Below are 17,754 nucleotides of genomic sequence, written 5' to 3'. Positions count from 1 at the left end.
AGGCAATAACATGACCGATAACCAAACTGTTGCTCCGCTTACGATAATCGCTATCTTCGCTGGCATCATCGAAGCCTCTGCCTTGGCAACACTGCCTTTTCTCAGCGAAAAAAGTCAGACCTACTACACATGGTTCCTTGTAGGGTTTCCGTTCTTCCTCACTGCTCTGTTCTTCCTCACCCTGAACTTCAACTACAAGTCCTTTTACAAACCCGATCAGGCCGAGCTGAAGCGCACGCCCGAGCTGGCGGGGGGGGCCGATACGCAAGAATCAGTAACCATGATGTTCTCCGGCCCTGACGCGCAGAAAATGATTGAGCAACAAGTGATGCAAGCCATTGCCCAGCAGCCAACCGAGAACAGAGAGTTACGCTTGTGCAACATGGAACTGCACCAATGTATCGTTCTTTCGACCACCCGCTTGCCTGAGGGTTTATCCCATGGGCATTGATCAGAGCACGATCCAGCAGGCAAAAAAAACCCCGGCCAAGGCCGGGGTTCATTTGCCAGTTCAGCCAGATGCTCAGAGCATCCCACGGCCTTTGTTGGCGGCGATGCGCATGCGCAGCGCATTGAGCTTGATGAAGCCAGCAGCATCGGCCTGGTTGTAGGCGCCGCCGTCTTCTTCGAAGGTTGCAATATTGGCATCGAACAGCGAATCATCCGACTTGCGACCCACCACGATGACATTGCCCTTGTACAGCTTCAGGCGCACAACGCCGTTCACGTTGACCTGCGAAGCGTCGATCATCTTCTGCAGCATCAGACGCTCCGGGCTCCACCAGTAGCCGGTGTAGATCAGGCTGGCGTACTTCGGCATCAGCTCGTCTTTCAGGTGAGCGACTTCGCGGTCCAGGGTGATCGACTCGATGGCGCGGTGGGCCTTGAGCATGATGGTGCCGCCAGGGGTTTCGTAGCAGCCGCGGGACTTCATGCCCACATAGCGGTTTTCCACGATGTCCAGACGGCCGATACCGTTGGCGCCGCCGATGCGGTTCAGCTCGGCAAGCACGGTGGCCGGGCTCATGTCGACGCCGTCGATGGCTACGATGTCACCATTGCGATAGGTCAGTTCGATGTAGGTAGCCTGGTCCGGGGCGTTCTCTGGCGAGACGCTCCAGCGCCACATGTCTTCTTCGTGCTCGGTCCAGGTATCTTCCAGGACACCGCCTTCGTAAGAAATGTGCAGCAGGTTGGCGTCCATCGAGTAAGGCGACTTCTTCTTGCCGTGGCGCTCGATCGGGATACCGTGCTTCTCGGCGTAGTCCATCAGCTTCTCGCGGGACAGCAGGTCCCACTCGCGCCATGGGGCGATGACCTTGACACCTGGCTTGAGCGCGTAGGCGCCCAGCTCGAAGCGGACCTGGTCGTTACCCTTGCCGGTAGCGCCGTGGGAAATGGCGTCGGCGCCGGTTTCGTTGGCGATTTCGATCAGGCGCTTGGCGATCAGCGGGCGAGCGATGGAAGTACCCAGCAGGTACTCGCCTTCGTAGACGGTGTTGGCGCGGAACATCGGGAAGACGAAGTCACGCACGAATTCTTCGCGCAGGTCGTCAATGTAGATCTCTTTTACGCCCATCGCCTGAGCTTTGGCGCGAGCCGGCTCGACTTCTTCGCCCTGACCCAGGTCAGCGGTGAAGGTCACCACTTCGCAGTTGTAGGTGTCCTGCAGCCACTTGAGAATCACCGAAGTATCAAGGCCGCCGGAATACGCCAGTACGACCTTTTTTACGTCCGCCATGCCATCACTCCACGGGGTTGTACGGAAAGGGACCGATTCTACCGGCCTTGCGGATAAATTTACAGTGGGGCGACAGCTTCTGACGACAAAGCGACAGGAACTGTCAGCAGCGCGACGTCGGATTGTGCTTGCCGTGACAGTTTCAGCGCCTGTGGGATCAAGCGCCGCGGGGGCGGCGCTCGATCTCACAGGCGCTGAAACTGATAAGGCGTGCCTCCGCAAGCTCTTGGCAAATCAGAGCGCTTTAGCACCCGGCGCCGCAGCGGCCGGAGGGACCACAGGTGTAGCCGGGGCAGCCTGTTGAGCCGGCTGAGCAGCTGGCTTTTCCACCGCCGCCAGCCGATCCAGCTCGATGTTCACCCGACGGTTACGCGCCCGATTGGCCGGGCTGTTGTTCTTCACCAATGGATAACGCTCGCCGTGGAAGCGCACGACGATCTGTTCTTCAGGCACACCGTGGGCCTTGAAGTAATCGGCAACGGCCAAAGCCCGGCGCCGCGAAGTGTCGCGATTGGTCAGTCGATTGCCGCTGTTGTCGGAATGGCCGTTGAGTTCGATGTGGTTCACCGTCGGGTCGGCCTTGAGGTAATCGAGAATCACGTCCAGCCGCGCGCGGGCATCGGCGTCCAGGTCGACGCCACCGCCCGGGAAGCCGACCTGGGTCTGGCGAACCTGGTCGTAATTCATCGCCAGCATCTTGCTGGCGCACACCTGATAGTCGCTGTATGCCTTGGCGAAGCTCACCGGCAATACTCGCACTTCCATCACCCGCCCACCTTCGGCGGTGTAATTGCGCACCACTGTGCTGCGGCCATCGAGCAGACCGTTGATCAGGCGGCTGGCCTGGCTCTGCGACGAGCTGAACAGCACGCCGCTGCGGGCCATGCGTACGGCGCCGAGGTTCACATCACCACGGCCCGGCTGCCAAGGGGCAGCGGCCGCCAGCAAGGTGGCGGAGCCTGCGCCCAGCACATTGCTGGCCGAACGCAGCTGGAACACCGGCTGTTCACCGGCCTTGCGCACGAACTCGCCACTGCCGAAACCGTCGATCGGCTGGATCAACCGGCATTCGAACTGGTCACCCTCGACTTTCCAGGCGACATTCTCCATGCGGGTCTGGAAGGTCAGTGCGCCGGCCGGCAGGCTGGCGACAAGGGTCAACAGGGCTAGGTAACGCTGGCGCACGGGCGGCTCCACAAATTCTGACGGCTTACAGGCAGGCTATCGGACACTTGCCGGAAAACTTGATAGCCGTGCTCGGCCCGGGGTTTTCCGGTAGCATTGGGGCCTGAGTTCGACCCGCCTGGAATTCCCAATGTCCGATCGCCTGACCCTCCTGCGTCCCGACGACTGGCACATCCATCTGCGCGATGGTGCCGTCCTGCCCCATACCGTTGGCGATGTGGCGCGTACTTTCGCCCGTGCCATCATCATGCCCAACCTGGTCCCGCCGGTGCGCAATGCCGTCGAAGCCAGCGCCTACCGCGAGCGCATCCTTGCCGCCCGCCCGGCCGGCAGCCGCTTTGAACCGCTGATGGTGCTATACCTCACAGACCGCACCAGCCCCGAGGACATCCGCGCGGCCAAGGCCAGCGGGATCGTGTACGCCGCCAAGCTGTACCCCGCCGGCGCCACCACCAACTCCGATTCGGGCGTCACCAGCATCGACAACATCTTCCCGGCCATCGAGGCGCTGGCCGAGGTCGGCATGCCGCTGCTGGTGCACGGTGAAGTGACCCGCAGCGAAATCGACGTGTTCGACCGCGAGAAGCGCTTCATCGACGAGCACATGCGCCGCCTGGTCGAGCGCTTCCCGTCCCTGAAAGTGGTGTTCGAACACATCACCACCGGTGATGCCGCACAGTTCGTGACCGAGGCCCCGGCCAACGTCGGCGCTACCATCACTGCCCAGCACCTGCTGTACAACCGCAACCACATGCTGGTTGGCGGTATCCGCCCGCACTTCTATTGCCTGCCGATCCTCAAGCGCAACACCCACCAGGTGGCGCTGCTGGACGCGGCCACCAGTGGCAACCCGAAGTTCTTCCTCGGCACCGACTCGGCTCCGCACGCCCGTCACGCCAAGGAAGCCGCCTGTGGTTGCGCCGGCTGCTACACCGCCTATGCGGCGATCGAGATGTACGCCGAGGCGTTCGAGCAGCGCAATGCGCTGGACAAGCTGGAAGGGTTCGCCAGCCTGCACGGCCCGGCTTTCTATGGCCTGCCAGCGAACACCGATACCATCACCCTGGTCCGCGAAGAGTGGACTGCCCCGGACAGCCTGCCGTTTGGCGAGCAGACCGTGATCCCGCTGCGCGCCGGTGAAAAACTGCGCTGGCGCCTGCTGGAGGACAACGCGTGAGCGAAGACCTCTACGAAGACGACCAGGACGGTCAGGTCGGCAGCGGCTCGCGCCACCCGATGGCCGAGCGCTTCCGTGGCTATCTGCCAGTAGTGGTGGATGTCGAGACCGGCGGCTTCAACAGCGCCACCGACGCCCTGCTGGAAATCGCCGCAGTGACCATCGGCATGGACGAGAAAGGCTTCCTGTTCCCCGAGCACACCTACTTCTACCGGGTAGAACCGTTCGAAGGGGCCAATATCGAGCCCGCCGCGCTGGAGTTCACCGGCATCAAGCTGGACCACCCGCTGCGCATGGCCGTGAGCGAAGAAAGCGCGCTCACCGACATCTTCCGCGGCGTGCGCAAGGCACTGAAAGCCAACGGCTGCAAACGGGCGATCCTGGTCGGCCACAACAGCAGCTTCGACCTTGGCTTCCTCAATGCGGCAGTAACCCGCAACGATATCAAGCGTAACCCGTTCCACCCGTTCTCCAGCTTCGATACCGCCACCCTGGCTGGCCTGGCGTATGGCCAGACCGTACTGGCGCGGGCCTGCCAGAGCGCCGACATCGACTTCGATGGCCGCGAGGCGCACTCGGCGCGTTACGACACCGAGAAGACTGCCGAGCTGTTCTGCGGCATCGTCAACCGCTGGAAAGAAATGGGCGGCTGGCGCGACTTCAACGATTGAGTCGAAATTCCGGGGGCGCCATGCCCCCGGAACCCAGGCAAAAAAAACCGGCCACATGGGCCGGTTTTTTATGCGCGTGGCAATTACAGCTTGCCAGCGTTCTCGCTCAGGTAAGCAGCAACGCCTTCTGGCGAAGCGGTCATGCCTTGGTCGCCTTTCTTCCAGTTGGCAGGGCAGACTTCGCCGTGCTCTTCGTGGAATTGCAGGGCGTCGACCAGACGCAGCAGTTCGTCCATGTTGCGGCCCAGTGGCAGGTCGTTGACGATCTGCGAACGGACTACACCGTTGGTGTCGATCAGGAAGGCGCCACGGAAGGCTACGCCGCCTTCGGACTCGACGTCGTAGGCCTTGCAGATTTCGTGGGTGATGTCGGCTGCCAGGGTGTACTTGACCTGGCCAATACCACCGGCGTTGACCGGGGTGTTACGCCAGGCGTTGTGGGTGAAGTGCGAGTCGATCGAAACGCCGATCACTTCAACGTTGCGCGCCTGGAAGTCAGGAATGCGGTTGTCCAGGGCGATCAGCTCGGACGGGCAGACGAAGGTGAAGTCCAGTGGGTAGAAGAACACCAGGCCGTACTTGCCCTTGATGGCCGAAGCCAGGTTGAAGCTGTCGACGATCTCGCCGTTGCCGAGGACGGCCGGGACGGTGAAGTCGGGGGCTTGTTTGCCAACGAGTACGCTCATTGTAATCTCCAGATGAGGGTGAAGAACCGTTTGCCGGGCCAAGGCAGGCTTGCCCGACATCCAACAAAGGCCGACCATCATACACGGCTTGCCGTGACAGGCCGAATGCAACCGTCGGTCGCTCAAGCACGGCCCTCTCAGAAAGTCCTTTGACAAGCATTCTCATTAACATTAAGCTCCAACCCATCGACTCAACCCGCGATGGTCAGCCCTTATGTATGTGTGTCTTTGTGTCGGCGTCACCGACGGACAGATCCGCGATGCGATCTATGAAGGATGCTGCAGTTACAAGGAAGTCCGAGCTGCGACCAATGTCGCCAGCCAGTGTGGCAAATGCGCCTGCCTGGCCAAGCAGGTGGTCCGCGAGACCCTCACCGAATTGCAGGTGAGCCAGCACGCCGCCCTGCCCTACCCGGTAGAATTTACTGCTGCCTGATGTTACCGAATTTGAAGAACCGGACCTTGTGTCCGGTTTTTTTATGCCTGTATATCAATAAGTTAGCGCTTCAACGCGGTTCACAAACATTCTTATTCCTATTAATTTTCACTTATTATTCAATAACTTAGGTTTGACAGCCCTGGGTATCGGGCTCAAACTTCCCTGTATTGGCACACTTCTACAGGGCAGGAACCCGACATGAAAGGCGACGTAAGCGTCATCCAGCATCTCAACAAGATCCTCGGAAACGAGCTGGTCGCGATCAACCAGTACTTCCTGCACGCGCGCATGTACGAAGATTGGGGCCTGAACAAGCTCGGCAAGCACGAGTACAAGGAATCCATCGACGAGATGAAACACGCTGACAAATTGATCAAGCGTATTCTCTTCCTCGAAGGTATCCCGAACGTTCAGGACTTGGGCAAGCTGCTGATCGGCGAGCACACCAAAGAGATGCTCGAGTGCGACCTGAAAATCGAACAGAAGGGCCTGGTCGACCTGAAAGCGGCCATCGCCCACTGCGAAACCGCCGGCGACTTCGGTTCGCGTGACATGCTCGAAGACATCCTCGAATCCGAGGAAGAGCACATCGACTGGCTGGAAACCCAGCTCGGCCTGATCGACAAGATCGGCATCGAGAACTACCTGCAATCGCAGATGGGCGAAGAGTAAATTCTCCAGCCATAAAAAAACCCGCCTTGAGCGGGTTTTTTTATGGCTGCCTGATATCAGGCTTCGGAAGCCTTGGCCTTGGCAGCCGCTTCCTTGATCAGGGTCTGCAGCTCACCCTTCTCGAACATTTCCAGCATGATGTCGCTACCGCCAACCAGCTCACCGGCTACCCACAGTTGCGGGAAGGTCGGCCAGTTGGCGTATTTTGGCAGGTTGGCGCGGATTTCCGGGTTCTGCAGGATGTCGACGTAGGCGAACTTCTCGCCGCAACCCATCACGGCCTGCGAAGCACGCGCGGAGAAGCCACACTGCGGGGCATTCGGCGAGCCTTTCATGTAAAGCAGAACGGTGTTGTTGGCAATCTGCTCTTTGATCGTTTCGATGATATCCATGTAGCACCTCGGCTGAACTTTCCGACACTGTCGTCGGCACGGTGACGCATTGTATCGGAAAGCCGAGCAGCATGCTCGGCCTTACCGTTGCTCATGCGGCCTCGACCTGCACGGGGACGCCATTGAGCGCAGCATTACCGGAAACCTGATCACGCAGGCGTTCATCCGTGAGGTCGTTGGCACTCACACCCGCTTGTGCCTGGGCAACCTGCAACTGCACGCCCTGGCGGCCGTGGCCGAAGCCATGGGGCAGGCTGACCACCCCCGGCATCATGTCTTCACAGGCCTGTACCTCGACCTCCAGCGTGCCGGTGCGTGAACGGATACGCACCCGCTGGCCATCCTGCAGTTGCCGTTGCTGCAGGTCTTGCGGGTGCATCAGCAGTTGATGGCGTGGCTTGCCTTTGACCAGGCGATGGAAGTTATGCATCCATGAATTGTTGCTGCGCACGTGACGGCGGCCAATCAGCAGCAACTCGCCCGGCGCAGGCGGTGCCTGCAAGGCCAACCGCTGCAGGTCATCCAGCAGCACCTGCGGCGCCGCCTCGACGGTTTTGCTGGCGGTCGCCAGGCGCAACGCCAGGTTGGCCCGCAGCGGCCCCAAATCAAGCCCGTGGGGGTGCTCATCCAAGGCCGGCAGCGAGAGATTCCATCCGGTGCCTTCGCCATAGCGCCCCTTGCGCAAGGCCACATCGATCATCTGCGCCGGCGGCCAGGTCGGTTTCAGCGCGAGTTCGGCACGCTCGGCGAACGCCTGCGCCAGGCCGACGAAGATTTCCCAGTCATGCAATGCGCCTTCCGGCTTGGCCAGGATGGCGCGATTGAAACGGGTTACATTGCGTACGGCCAGCAGGTTGAAGGTGCTGTCGTAATGATCATTTTCCAGCGCCGAAGTCGAAGGCAGGATCAGGTCGGCGTGGCGGGTGGTTTCATTGATATAGAGGTCGATGCTGAGCATGAATTCGAGCCCGTCCAGCGCCGTATCCAGCTGCCGGCCGTTGGGCGTGGACAATACCGGATTGCCAGCGACTGTCACCAGGGCGCGCACCTGGCCCTCCCCGGGGACCAGCATCTCTTCGGCAAGGGCCGCCACCGGCAGCTCGCCGCCGTATTCAGGCAGGCCCGAAACCCGGCTTTGCCACGCATTGAAATGACCACCCGAAGTGGTTGCCACCAGATCGACCGCAGGTTCGGTACACAGCGCCCCACCCTCTCGGTCAAGGTTGCCGGTAATCAGGTTGATCACCTGCACCAGCCAGTGACACAGCGTGCCGAACGCTTGGGTCGAGACCCCCATGCGCCCATAGCAGACTGCCTTGTCTGCAGCTGCAAAGTCTCGCGCCAGTTGGCGTATCTGGGTTGCGGGAATGCCGCAGTGAGCACTCATCGCCTCCGCGCTGAACGGCAGGATCGCTTCACGCACTTGCTCCAGGCCGCTCACCGGCAAATGCGAGCCACGTGCCAGATGCTCCTCGAACAGCGTGTTGAGCAGGCCGCAAAGCAAGGCCGCATCGCCGCCGGGCCGGATAAAGAGATGGTGGTCGGCCATGGCAGCAGTTTCGCTGCGCCGGGGATCGACCACCACCAGGCGACCACCCCGCCCGCGCAGGGCCTTCAGGCGCTTTTCCACATCCGGCACGGTCATGATGCTGCCATTGGAGGCCAGCGGGTTGCCGCCAAGGATCAGCATGAAGTCGGTGTGGTCGATATCCGGGATCGGCAACAGCAAGCCGTGGCCATACATCAAATGGCTGGTCAGGTGCTGCGGCAGCTGGTCAACCGAGGTGGCGGAAAAGCGGTTACGGGTCTTGAGCAGGCCGAGGAAGTAGTTGCTATGTGTCATCAGCCCATAGTTGTGCACGCTGGGGTTGCCTTGATAGACCGCCACGGCATTGCGCCCGTGAGCCTGCTGGACAGCCCACAGCCTGTCGGCGGCCAAGGCAAAAGCCTCGTCCCAGCCGATTGGCTGCCACTCGCCCCCTACCCGCCGGTGAGGCTGGCGCAGGCGGTCCGGGTCGTTCTGGATGTCCTGCAGGGCGACTGCCTTGGGGCAGATGTGGCCGCGGCTGAACGGGTCTGCGGGGTCACCCTTGATCGAGCTGATCAGCGCCCGCCCGTCGTCTTCGCGGCTGACTTCTATATTCAGGCCGCAGATCGCTTCGCACAGGTGACAGGCACGGTGGTGCAGGGTCTTGGTCATGGCCGCCTCTGCCTTGCTGGTTTAGGGAGTCGTCGAGCCACGACTATGCGCCGCAGCCCTTGCGCCGGCCAGCGCGCTTCGCGACGTGAATCCCGCGACATCAGGCACACGATTCACGACAGGCATTTGCCAAATTGCCAGCAAGCCGTGTACAACCGTCTGTAACAAATAAAAAACAGCACTGGCTCAAGGGTTACGACACCCTTTGCAACATCCTTTGAAACGAGCCGCTGTTTCCCCTCTTGGTTTCAGGCGACATTTAATTATAGTATTGCGCCTTTCCCCATTTCGTCCGCCCCGTGCGGCTTACGCCGCAGGTCACTCCCGTTGTCAAAAAAAACCATACGGTCGACCTGCATACCGTTGCAGATAAGGTAGTCAATCATGAGCGCTAGGCACTTTCTCTCCCTGCTGGATTTCACCACCGACGAATTGCTCGGTGTGATCCGCCGAGGCATCGAGCTGAAGGACCTGCGCAAGCGCGGCGTGCTGTTCGAGCCCCTGAAGAACCGTGTGCTGGGCATGATCTTCGAGAAGTCCTCGACCCGTACCCGCGTGTCGTTCGAAGCCGGCATGATCCAGCTCGGTGGCCAGGCCATCTTCCTTTCGCCACGCGACACCCAGCTGGGCCGTGGCGAGCCGATCGGTGACAGCGCAATCGTTCTGTCGAGCATGCTTGACGTGGTGATGATCCGTACCCACGCCCACAGCACCCTGACCGAGTTCGCCGCCAAATCCCGTGTACCGGTGATCAACGCCCTGTCCGACGAGTCGCACCCGTGCCAGCTGCTGGCCGACATGCAGACTTTCCTCGAGCACCGCGGCTCGATCCAGGGCAAGACCGTGGCCTGGATCGGCGACGGTTTCAACATGTGCAACTCGTACATCGAAGCGGCCAAGCAGTTCGATTTCCAGCTGCGCATCGCCTGCCCAGAAGGTTATGAGCCCGATCCACGCTTCATGGCCTTGGGTGGCGATCACGTGCAAATCATCCGCAATCCACAGGAAGCCGTACGGGGTGCGCACCTGGTGACCACGGATGTCTGGACTTCCATGGGCCAGGAAGAGGAAACTGCACGGCGCCTGGCGCATTTCGCGCCTTACCAGGTCACCCGCGCACTGCTCGACCTGGCGGCACCCGACGCCCTGTTCATGCACTGCCTGCCCGCCCACCGTGGTGAGGAAATCAGCCATGACCTGCTCGACGACCCTCGTTCGGTCGCCTGGGACCAGGCTGAAAACCGCTTGCATGCACAGAAGGCCCTTCTCGAATTCCTTGTCGAACCGGCTTACCACCACGCATGAGTCAACCCCTACTGCTCAACCTGCGCAACCTCGCCTGCGGCTATGGCGACCAGCGCATCGTCCAGAACCTCAACCTGCACCTGAACGCAGGCGACATCGGTTGCCTGCTGGGTTCCTCGGGTTGCGGCAAGACCACTACCCTGCGGGCCATCGCCGGCTTCGAGCCGGTGCACGAAGGCGAGATCCAGCTGGCCGGCGAGGTCATTTCCCGCGCAGGCTTCACCCTGGCGCCGGAAAAACGCCGGATCGGCATGGTGTTCCAGGACTACGCCCTGTTCCCGCACCTGACCGTGGCGCAGAACATCGCCTTCGGCATCAGCAAGCACCCGAACCAGGCGCAGGTGATCGAAGAAATGCTCGAACTGGTCAAGCTCGGCGGCCTCGGCGGGCGCTACCCGCATGAACTCTCGGGTGGCCAGCAGCAGCGTGTCGCCCTGGCCCGCGCACTGGCACCTGAGCCGCAGCTGCTGCTGCTCGACGAGCCATTCTCCAACCTCGATGTGGAATTGCGCCGGCGCCTGAGCCACGAAGTGCGCGACATCCTCAAGAGCCGCGGCACCAGCGCTATCCTGGTCACCCATGACCAGGAGGAAGCGTTTGCCGTCAGCGACCACGTCGGTGTGTTCAAGGAAGGCCGGCTGGAGCAGTGGGACACGCCCTACAACCTTTATCACGAACCGCAGACGCCGTTCGTGGCGAGTTTCGTCGGCCAGGGTTACTTCATCCGCGGCCAGATGAGCAGCCATGAAGCGGTCAATACCGAACTGGGCGAGCTGCGTGGCAACCGTGCCTACACCATGGCGCCGGGCAGCTCGGTGGATGTGCTGCTGCGCCCTGATGACATCGTGCCGGCCCCTGGCAGCGCGCTGCAGGCGAACATCGTTGGCAAGAGCTTCCTTGGCGCATCGACGCTGTACCGTTTGCAGTTGCCTACTGGCAGCCAGCTCGAGGCGATCTTCCCGAGCCATATCGACCACCAGGTCGGTGAAGATGTGGGGATTGCGGTGAAGGCCGATCACCTGGTGCTGTTCCCGGTGCCAGGCAGCGTCTCGGCGCAGTTGTCGCGCCAGGAGAACGGGGTTCGCCGCTACAGTTCGGCGACCTGATTAGACCTGGGGCCGCTTTGCGGCCCCAATGGCCTCAAGCCTTGCCGATTGCGGCGAACTTACCCTGCGTATGCTCGGCCAGTACCGCCGCCGCCAACTCAACCTCCAGCCCCCGCCGCCCGGCGCTGACATGGATGGTTGCAAAATTTTGCGCCGAATCATCGATGAACGTACGCAGGCGCTTCTTCTGCCCCAACGGACTGATCCCTCCCACCAGATAGCCAGTCGCTCGCTGTGCCGCAGCCGGGTCGGCCATTTCACACTTCTTGACCCCAGCCGCATGAGCCAGTGCCTTGAGGTCGAGCGTCCCCACCACCGGCACCACCGCCACCAGCAATTCGCCCTTCTCGCTGCTCGCCAGCAAGGTCTTGAACACCTGCTGCGGATCGAGCCCAAGCTTTTCCGCCGCCTCCAGCCCGTATGACGCCGATTTGGGGTCATGTTCGTAACTGTGCACGCGATGTTCAGCGCGGGCTTTCTTCAGCAGGTCGAGTGCGGGGGTCATGCAGTGCTCCAGTCTGGGACAGGTCGCGGCTACTTTAGGGCAAATCCCACATCCCAGCCAGCCAATGCCTGACGTAGCCCCTCTACTACGGGCTTCAGCCTTTGAAACAGGCGTCCAAAACGTGACTACCCGTTCACTTTCGACCTTTGACATCAGCGTTTCTTGTCTATATTTTTTCGTTTCTGAATAAATGGTGCCCTTTCAAGGTGCGCTTCTTAACACCCGCCTGAGGTCAATGGGGATAGACATCAGGCTTTGCTGTCGAGCGCTCCGCGCCTCACAACAAAAACAACGAGGTCATACATGACGACTGCTCTACGCGAACCCACACTGTCCAGCCAATGCCTGGCCGAGTTTCTCGGCACCGCCTTGCTGATCTTCTTCGGTACCGGTTGCGTCGCCGCGCTCAAAGTCGCTGGCGCCAGCTTCGGCCTATGGGAAATCAGCATCATCTGGGGCGTCGGTGTAAGCATGGCGATCTACCTCACCGCAGGCATTTCCGGTGCGCACCTGAACCCGGCCGTAAGCATCGCGCTCACCCTGTTCGCCGGCTTCGACAAGCGCAAGCTGCCGTTCTACGCACTGGCCCAGATCTGCGGCGCCTTCTGCGGCGCGGCGCTGGTCTACACCCTGTACAGCAACCTGTTCTTCGATTACGAACAGGCCCACGCCATGCTGCGTGGCAGCACCGAAAGCCTTGAGCTGGCCTCGGTATTCTCGACATACCCGCACCCGTCACTTTCCACTGGCCAGGCCTTCCTGGTCGAAGTGGTGATCACCGCAATCCTGATGGCCGTGATCATGGCCCTGACCGATGACAACAACGGCCTGCCACGCGGCGCCATGGCACCGTTGCTGATCGGCCTGCTGATCGCCGTGATTGGCAGTGCCATGGGCCCGCTGACCGGCTTCGCGATGAACCCTGCCCGCGACTTCGGGCCAAAATTGATGACCTTCCTGGCTGGCTGGGGCGAAATCGCCTTCACTGGCGGTCGGGACATTCCGTATTTCCTGGTTCCGGTGTTCGCACCGATTCTCGGCGCTTGCCTGGGTGCCGCGATCTATCGCGGCCTGATCGCCCGCAACCTGCCGACGGCGCAAAGCGCAAGCGCCGAGACAACCGACAATCGCCAGGGCGATACTCAAGCCAATTGATGCTGACGCCCTGAACTCCTCTTTTTGCAAGGCCTACGAACATGACAGACACCCAGGATAAGAACTACATCATCGCCCTGGACCAGGGCACCACCAGCTCGCGGGCGATCATCTTCGACCGCGATGCCAATGTGGTAGGTACCTCGCAGCGCGAGTTCGCCCAACACTACCCACAAGCTGGCTGGGTCGAGCACGACCCGATGGAGATCTTCGCCACCCAGAGCGCGACCATGGTCGAGGCCCTGGCCCAGGCCGGTATCAGCCATGCGCAAGTTGCTGCGCTGGGGATTACCAACCAGCGTGAAACCACCGTGGTGTGGGACAAGGAAACCGGCCGCCCGGTGTACAACGCAATCGTCTGGCAGTGCCGCCGCAGCACCGAAATCTGCGCCCAGCTCAAGCGCGATGGGCATGAGGAGTACATTCGCGAAGCCACCGGCCTGGTTACCGACCCGTACTTCTCCGGTACCAAGCTGAAGTGGATCCTCGATAATGTCGAAGGCGCACGCGAACGCGCCGAGCGCGGCGAGCTGCTGTTCGGCACCATCGATACCTGGCTGATCTGGAAGTTCTCCGGCGGCAAGGTGCATGTCACCGACTACACCAACGCCTCGCGCACGCTGATGTTCAACATCCACAGCCTGCAGTGGGACGACAAGCTGCTGGAAATCCTCGGCATCCCGCGGCAGATGCTGCCCGAGGTGCGTCCTTCCTCGGAAGTGTACGGCCACACCAAAAGCGGTATCGCCATCGCCGGTATCGCCGGTGACCAACAGTCGGCGCTGTTCGGCCAGATGTGCGTGGAACCGGGCCAGGCCAAGAACACCTACGGCACCGGCTGCTTCCTGCTGATGAATACCGGCGACAAGGCAGTCAAGTCCTCCCACGGCCTGCTCACCACCATCGCCTGCGGCCCGCGTGGCGAGGTGGCCTATGCCCTGGAAGGCGCGGTATTCAACGGCGGCTCCACCGTACAATGGCTGCGTGACGAGCTGAAGATCGTCAATGACGCCTTGGACACGGAGTACTTCGCCAGCAAGGTCAAGGACAGCAACGGTGTATACCTGGTGCCGGCCTTCACTGGCCTGGGTGCTCCGTACTGGGACCCGTATGCCCGTGGCGCGCTGTTCGGCCTGACCCGTGGGGTGAAGGTCGACCACATCATTCGCGCTGCGCTGGAATCGATCGCCTACCAGACCCGCGACGTCCTTGACGCCATGCAGCAGGACTGCGGCGAACGCCTGTCGGAACTGCGCGTGGACGGTGGTGCGGTGGCCAACAACTTCCTCATGCAGTTCCAGGCCGACATTCTCGGCACCTGCGTGGAGCGCCCGAAAATGCGCGAAACCACCGCCCTCGGTGCCGCCTACCTGGCAGGCCTGGCCTGTGGTTTCTGGAGCGGCCTGGAAGAACTGCGCGACAAGGCGATCATCGAACGCGAGTTCAGCCCGCAGCTGGATGAGGCGCAGAAAGAGAAACTGTATGCCGGCTGGAAGAAGGCCGTTGACCGCACCCGTGACTGGGAAGATCACGAGGTCTGACCCTTCCTCAGCAGCCACGCCTTAAGTGTGGGAGCGGCCTTGTGTCGCGAAAGGGTCGCGAAGCGGCCCCAGCAATTTGTGCCTTGACGCTGAAACCTTGGGGCTGCTTCGCAGCCCTATCGCGACACAAGGCCGCTCCCACACCAACAGCGCGTCACTTCCCCATCGTCTACTGGCCGTAGTCCCCTTCCTACGGCATCATTGCAGAATTTGTCCGGCAGCCCCAAAGGACCGCCCATGAATCTGCCCCCACGCCAACAACAAATCCTCGAGCTGGTGCGCGACCGCGGCTATGTCAGCATCGAAGAAATGGCGCAGCTGTTCGTCGTCACCCCGCAAACCATCCGGCGCGACATCAACCAGCTCGCCGAGCTCAACCTGCTGCGCCGCTACCACGGTGGTGCAGCCTATGATTCGAGCATCGAGAACACCGCCTATGCCATGCGCGCCGACCAGATGCGCGATGAAAAACAGCGCATCGCTGAAGCCGTGGCCAAGCAGATTCCCGACCATGCTTCGCTGTTCATCAACATTGGCACCACCACCGAATCGATTGCCCGGGCGCTGCTCAACCACAACCACTTGAAGGTCATCACCAACAACCTGCACGTCGCGGCGATTCTCGCGGCCAAGGACGACTTCGAGGTTTTGGTGGCGGGTGGCACGGTACGCCGCGATGGCGGCGTGGTAGGCCAGGCCAGCGTCGACTTCATCCACCAGTTCAAGGTCGACTTCGCCCTGGTTGGCATCAGCGGCATCGACGAAGACGGCAGCCTGCTCGACTTCGATTACCAGGAGGTGCGGGTGTCGCAGGCGATCATCGCCAACGCCCGGCAAGTGATCCTCGCCGCCGACTCAAGCAAGTTCGGGCGCAATGCCATGGTGCGCCTAGGCTCGATCAGCCTGGTCGACTGCCTGGTGACCGATCAGGCGCCGACGCCCGCCCTCACTCAGCTGCTGAACCAGTACAAGATCCGCCTTGAGGTTGTGTGAGGGCTCTGGGGGCATGACGTGAGCCTTTTCGCGCCTGTGAGATCGAGCGCCGCCCACGCAGCGCATCGCGGATGAATCCGCTCCTACATCTGTTTCGGGCCAGTCTGTCCTGCGCCAGATGGGCTGCCCGCCTTGCCGCCCACCTCGAAATTGTAGGGAACAAACGAGGCGGGCAAAGGTGATCTCACAGGCGGAACTGGCCCGAAACAGATGTAGGAGCGGATTCATCCGCGATGCGCCGCGCGGGCGGCGCTCGATCTCACAGGCGCCAAAAGGCGCAAACTGATCACCCAGAATATTCGAAAATGTTCATTTCTTTGTCATCTGATCAGTTTTTTCTATAAAGACTGACTGGCGACTGGCTTTCTGTTGCGCTAGTATTTTCGGAAACGAACATAGATGTTCATATTCGATGTGAACAGCCCCCAGGAGGCCTTGCCCGTGTCCCAGCCCGTTCCGTCCCAGCCATCACTCGCCGACTGCTATGACCTTGCCGTGATCGGCGGTGGCATCAATGGCGTGGGCATCGCGGCCGACGCCGCCGGCCGCGGCCTGAAGGTCTTTCTCTGCGAGAAGGACGACCTGGCCCAGCACACCTCCTCGGCCAGCAGCAAACTGATCCACGGCGGCCTGCGCTACCTGGAGCACTACGAATTCCGCCTGGTGCGTGAGGCGCTGGCCGAACGCGAGGTACTGCTGGCCAAGGCGCCGCACATCGTCAAGCCAATGCGCTTCGTGCTACCGCACCGCCCGCATCTGCGCCCGGCGTGGATGATCCGGGCCGGCCTGTTCCTCTACGATCACCTGGGCAAGCGCAAGCGCTTGGGCGCCTCGCGCAGCCTGCGCTTCGGCCCGGGCTACCCGCTCAAGCCGGCGATCACCCGGGGTTTCGAATACGCGGACTGCGCCGTGGACGACGCCCGTCTGGTGGTGCTCAATGCCATGGCCGCCCGCGAGAACGGTGCCGATATCGTCACCCGCACCCGCTGCCTGCGCGCCGAGCGCGTTGACGGCGTATGGCAGGTCGAACTGCAGCATGCCGACGGCCGCCTGCAGACGATTCGCGCCCGCGCCCTGGTCAATGCTGCCGGCCCTTGGGTAGCCAGCTTCATCAAGGACGATCTCAAGCTGGACGCCCCCTACGGCATCCGCCTGATCCAGGGCAGCCACATCATCGTGCCGCGCCTGTACGAAGGTGAGCATGCCTACATCCTGCAGAATGAAGACCAGCGCATCGTGTTCTGCATCCCGTATCTGGAGCGTTTCACCCTGATCGGTACTACCGACCGTGAATACAGCGGCGACCCGGCTCAGGTAAAAATCACCGACGGCGAAACCGACTACCTGCTCAAGGTCGTCAACGAGCACTTCAACCATCAGCTCAGCCGTGCCGACATCCTGCACACCTACTCCGGCGTTCGCCCGCTGTGCAACGACGAATCGGACAACCCTTCGGCCGTGACCCGCGACTACACCCTGGCGCTGTCTGCGGGTGAAGGCCAGGCGCCGTTGCTGTCGGTATTCGGTGGCAAGCTCACCACCTACCGCAAGCTGGCTGAATCGGCCATGGGCGAGCTCAAGCCATTCTTCAGCCAGATGCGCGGCAGCTGGACGGCTGAAAGCCCTCTCCCGGGTGGCGAGAACATGAGCGATGCACAAACCCTGGTGGATGGCTTGCTCAAACGCCACGAGTGGTTGTCTGCAGACATTGCCAAGCGTTGGGCAACCACCTACGGCAGCCGCGCATGGCAGCTGCTGGAGGGTGTCAAAGGGCCGGCCGACCTTGGCCAGGCAATCGGTGGTGGCCTGTTCGCACAGGAGGTGGATTACCTGTGCAACGAAGAATGGGCGCTGACTGCCGACGACATTCTGTGGCGCCGCACCAAGTTGGGCCTGTTCACCACGGCGGCGGAGCAAAAGGCCTTGGCGGAGTACCTGAAAGAGGTAGTACGCGAAGGTGTCCAGGCGGCCTGAAGGCATCTTGAT

General features: G+C 61.5%; 17 protein-coding genes. 11 read left to right on the top strand and 6 right to left on the bottom strand.

Going from position 1 to position 17,754, the window contains the following annotated elements:
• The first annotated feature begins 10 nt into the window (after nucleotides 1-10).
• On the top strand, nucleotides 11-451 hold the full coding sequence (locus tag BUQ73_RS04125; protein ID WP_079226784.1) for a hypothetical protein: 441 nt from the start codon (nucleotides 11-13) through the stop codon (nucleotides 449-451).
• 72 nt (nucleotides 452-523) lie between these two features.
• On the opposite strand, the gene BUQ73_RS04120 is transcribed toward BUQ73_RS04125, so the two are convergent.
• Together BUQ73_RS04120 and BUQ73_RS04115 are read right to left on the bottom strand one after the other, a co-directional pair.
• Complete coding sequence (locus BUQ73_RS04120) at nucleotides 524-1,741, bottom strand: argininosuccinate synthase (RefSeq protein ID WP_060483998.1); 1,218 nt, start codon at nucleotides 1,739-1,741, stop codon at nucleotides 524-526.
• Between the two features lie 234 nt (nucleotides 1,742-1,975).
• Complete coding sequence (locus BUQ73_RS04115) at nucleotides 1,976-2,926, bottom strand: flagellar protein MotY (protein WP_079226783.1); 951 nt, start codon at nucleotides 2,924-2,926, stop codon at nucleotides 1,976-1,978.
• 130 nt (nucleotides 2,927-3,056) lie between these two features.
• Here BUQ73_RS04115 and pyrC point away from each other — a divergent pair, with 130 nt between their 5' ends.
• Entirely contained in the window at nucleotides 3,057-4,103 is a 1,047-nt protein-coding gene (gene pyrC, locus BUQ73_RS04110) for a dihydroorotase (RefSeq protein ID WP_079226782.1), read from the top strand.
• Nucleotides 4,104-4,162: 59 nt separating this feature from the next.
• The gene (gene rnt, locus BUQ73_RS04105; protein WP_225923474.1) at nucleotides 4,163-4,774 is read left to right on the top strand and encodes a ribonuclease T; all 612 of its coding nucleotides are present in this window, start codon (nucleotides 4,163-4,165) and stop codon (nucleotides 4,772-4,774) included.
• A gap of 83 nt (nucleotides 4,775-4,857) precedes the next feature.
• Here rnt and BUQ73_RS04100 read toward each other — a convergent pair whose 3' ends face one another.
• On the bottom strand, nucleotides 4,858-5,460 hold the full coding sequence (locus tag BUQ73_RS04100; protein ID WP_027918971.1) for a peroxiredoxin: 603 nt from the start codon (nucleotides 5,458-5,460) through the stop codon (nucleotides 4,858-4,860).
• A 214-nt stretch (nucleotides 5,461-5,674) separates the two neighbouring features.
• Between BUQ73_RS04100 and BUQ73_RS04095 the strand changes: the two genes are divergently transcribed.
• Complete coding sequence (locus tag BUQ73_RS04095) at nucleotides 5,675-5,896, top strand: bacterioferritin-associated ferredoxin (RefSeq protein WP_027918972.1); 222 nt, start codon at nucleotides 5,675-5,677, stop codon at nucleotides 5,894-5,896.
• 201 nt (nucleotides 5,897-6,097) lie between these two features.
• Nucleotides 6,098-6,571 (top strand): bacterioferritin, encoded by a 474-nt coding sequence (gene bfr / locus BUQ73_RS04090; protein WP_003258014.1) that lies wholly within the window; start codon nucleotides 6,098-6,100, stop codon nucleotides 6,569-6,571.
• Nucleotides 6,572-6,627: 56 nt separating this feature from the next.
• Here bfr and grxD read toward each other — a convergent pair whose 3' ends face one another.
• Together grxD and BUQ73_RS04080 are read right to left on the bottom strand one after the other, a co-directional pair.
• Nucleotides 6,628-6,963 carry a Grx4 family monothiol glutaredoxin gene (gene grxD, locus BUQ73_RS04085; RefSeq protein WP_027918973.1) on the bottom strand — a complete coding sequence of 112 codons (336 nt, stop codon included), beginning with the start codon at nucleotides 6,961-6,963 and terminating at the stop codon, nucleotides 6,628-6,630.
• A gap of 91 nt (nucleotides 6,964-7,054) precedes the next feature.
• On the bottom strand, nucleotides 7,055-9,163 hold the full coding sequence (locus BUQ73_RS04080) for a molybdopterin-dependent oxidoreductase (RefSeq protein ID WP_079226780.1): 2,109 nt from the start codon (nucleotides 9,161-9,163) through the stop codon (nucleotides 7,055-7,057).
• A gap of 384 nt (nucleotides 9,164-9,547) precedes the next feature.
• Here BUQ73_RS04080 and argF point away from each other — a divergent pair, with 384 nt between their 5' ends.
• On the top strand, nucleotides 9,548-10,468 hold the full coding sequence (argF, locus tag BUQ73_RS04075) for an ornithine carbamoyltransferase (protein ID WP_079226779.1): 921 nt from the start codon (nucleotides 9,548-9,550) through the stop codon (nucleotides 10,466-10,468).
• Nucleotides 10,465-11,574: an ABC transporter ATP-binding protein gene (locus BUQ73_RS04070; protein ID WP_079226778.1), complete on the top strand. Its 1,110-nt coding sequence runs from the start codon at nucleotides 10,465-10,467 to the stop codon at nucleotides 11,572-11,574. Before argF ends, BUQ73_RS04070 begins: the two co-directional genes overlap by 4 nt.
• 34 nt (nucleotides 11,575-11,608) lie before the next feature.
• On the opposite strand, the gene ybaK is transcribed toward BUQ73_RS04070, so the two are convergent.
• Entirely contained in the window at nucleotides 11,609-12,079 is a 471-nt protein-coding gene (gene ybaK / locus BUQ73_RS04065) for a Cys-tRNA(Pro) deacylase (protein ID WP_079226777.1), read from the bottom strand.
• Nucleotides 12,080-12,382: 303 nt separating this feature from the next.
• Here ybaK and BUQ73_RS04060 point away from each other — a divergent pair, with 303 nt between their 5' ends.
• The 4 genes from BUQ73_RS04060 (at nucleotide 12,383) to glpD (ending at nucleotide 17,742) form a co-directional block, all read left to right on the top strand.
• Entirely contained in the window at nucleotides 12,383-13,234 is an 852-nt protein-coding gene (locus BUQ73_RS04060; RefSeq protein WP_079226776.1) for an MIP/aquaporin family protein, read from the top strand.
• Nucleotides 13,235-13,275: 41 nt separating this feature from the next.
• A complete protein-coding gene (gene glpK / locus BUQ73_RS04055) occupies nucleotides 13,276-14,775 on the top strand; it encodes a glycerol kinase GlpK (protein ID WP_079226775.1) in 1,500 nt (499 codons plus the stop codon).
• 237 nt (nucleotides 14,776-15,012) lie between these two features.
• The gene (gene glpR, locus BUQ73_RS04050; RefSeq protein WP_027918980.1) at nucleotides 15,013-15,768 is read left to right on the top strand and encodes a DNA-binding transcriptional repressor GlpR; all 756 of its coding nucleotides are present in this window, start codon (nucleotides 15,013-15,015) and stop codon (nucleotides 15,766-15,768) included.
• A gap of 441 nt (nucleotides 15,769-16,209) precedes the next feature.
• Nucleotides 16,210-17,742, top strand: a complete 1,533-nt coding sequence (glpD, locus tag BUQ73_RS04045) for a glycerol-3-phosphate dehydrogenase (RefSeq protein WP_192858683.1) — start codon at nucleotides 16,210-16,212, stop codon at nucleotides 17,740-17,742.
• Nucleotides 17,743-17,754: the final 12 nt, after the last annotated feature.

It is taken from the genome of Pseudomonas putida (genome assembly GCF_002025705.1).
Lineage (GTDB): Bacteria > Pseudomonadota > Gammaproteobacteria > Pseudomonadales > Pseudomonadaceae > Aquipseudomonas > Aquipseudomonas putida_J.
Note: the sequence above shows the minus strand (reverse complement) of the source record. Positions and strands in the feature narration are given on the sequence as shown.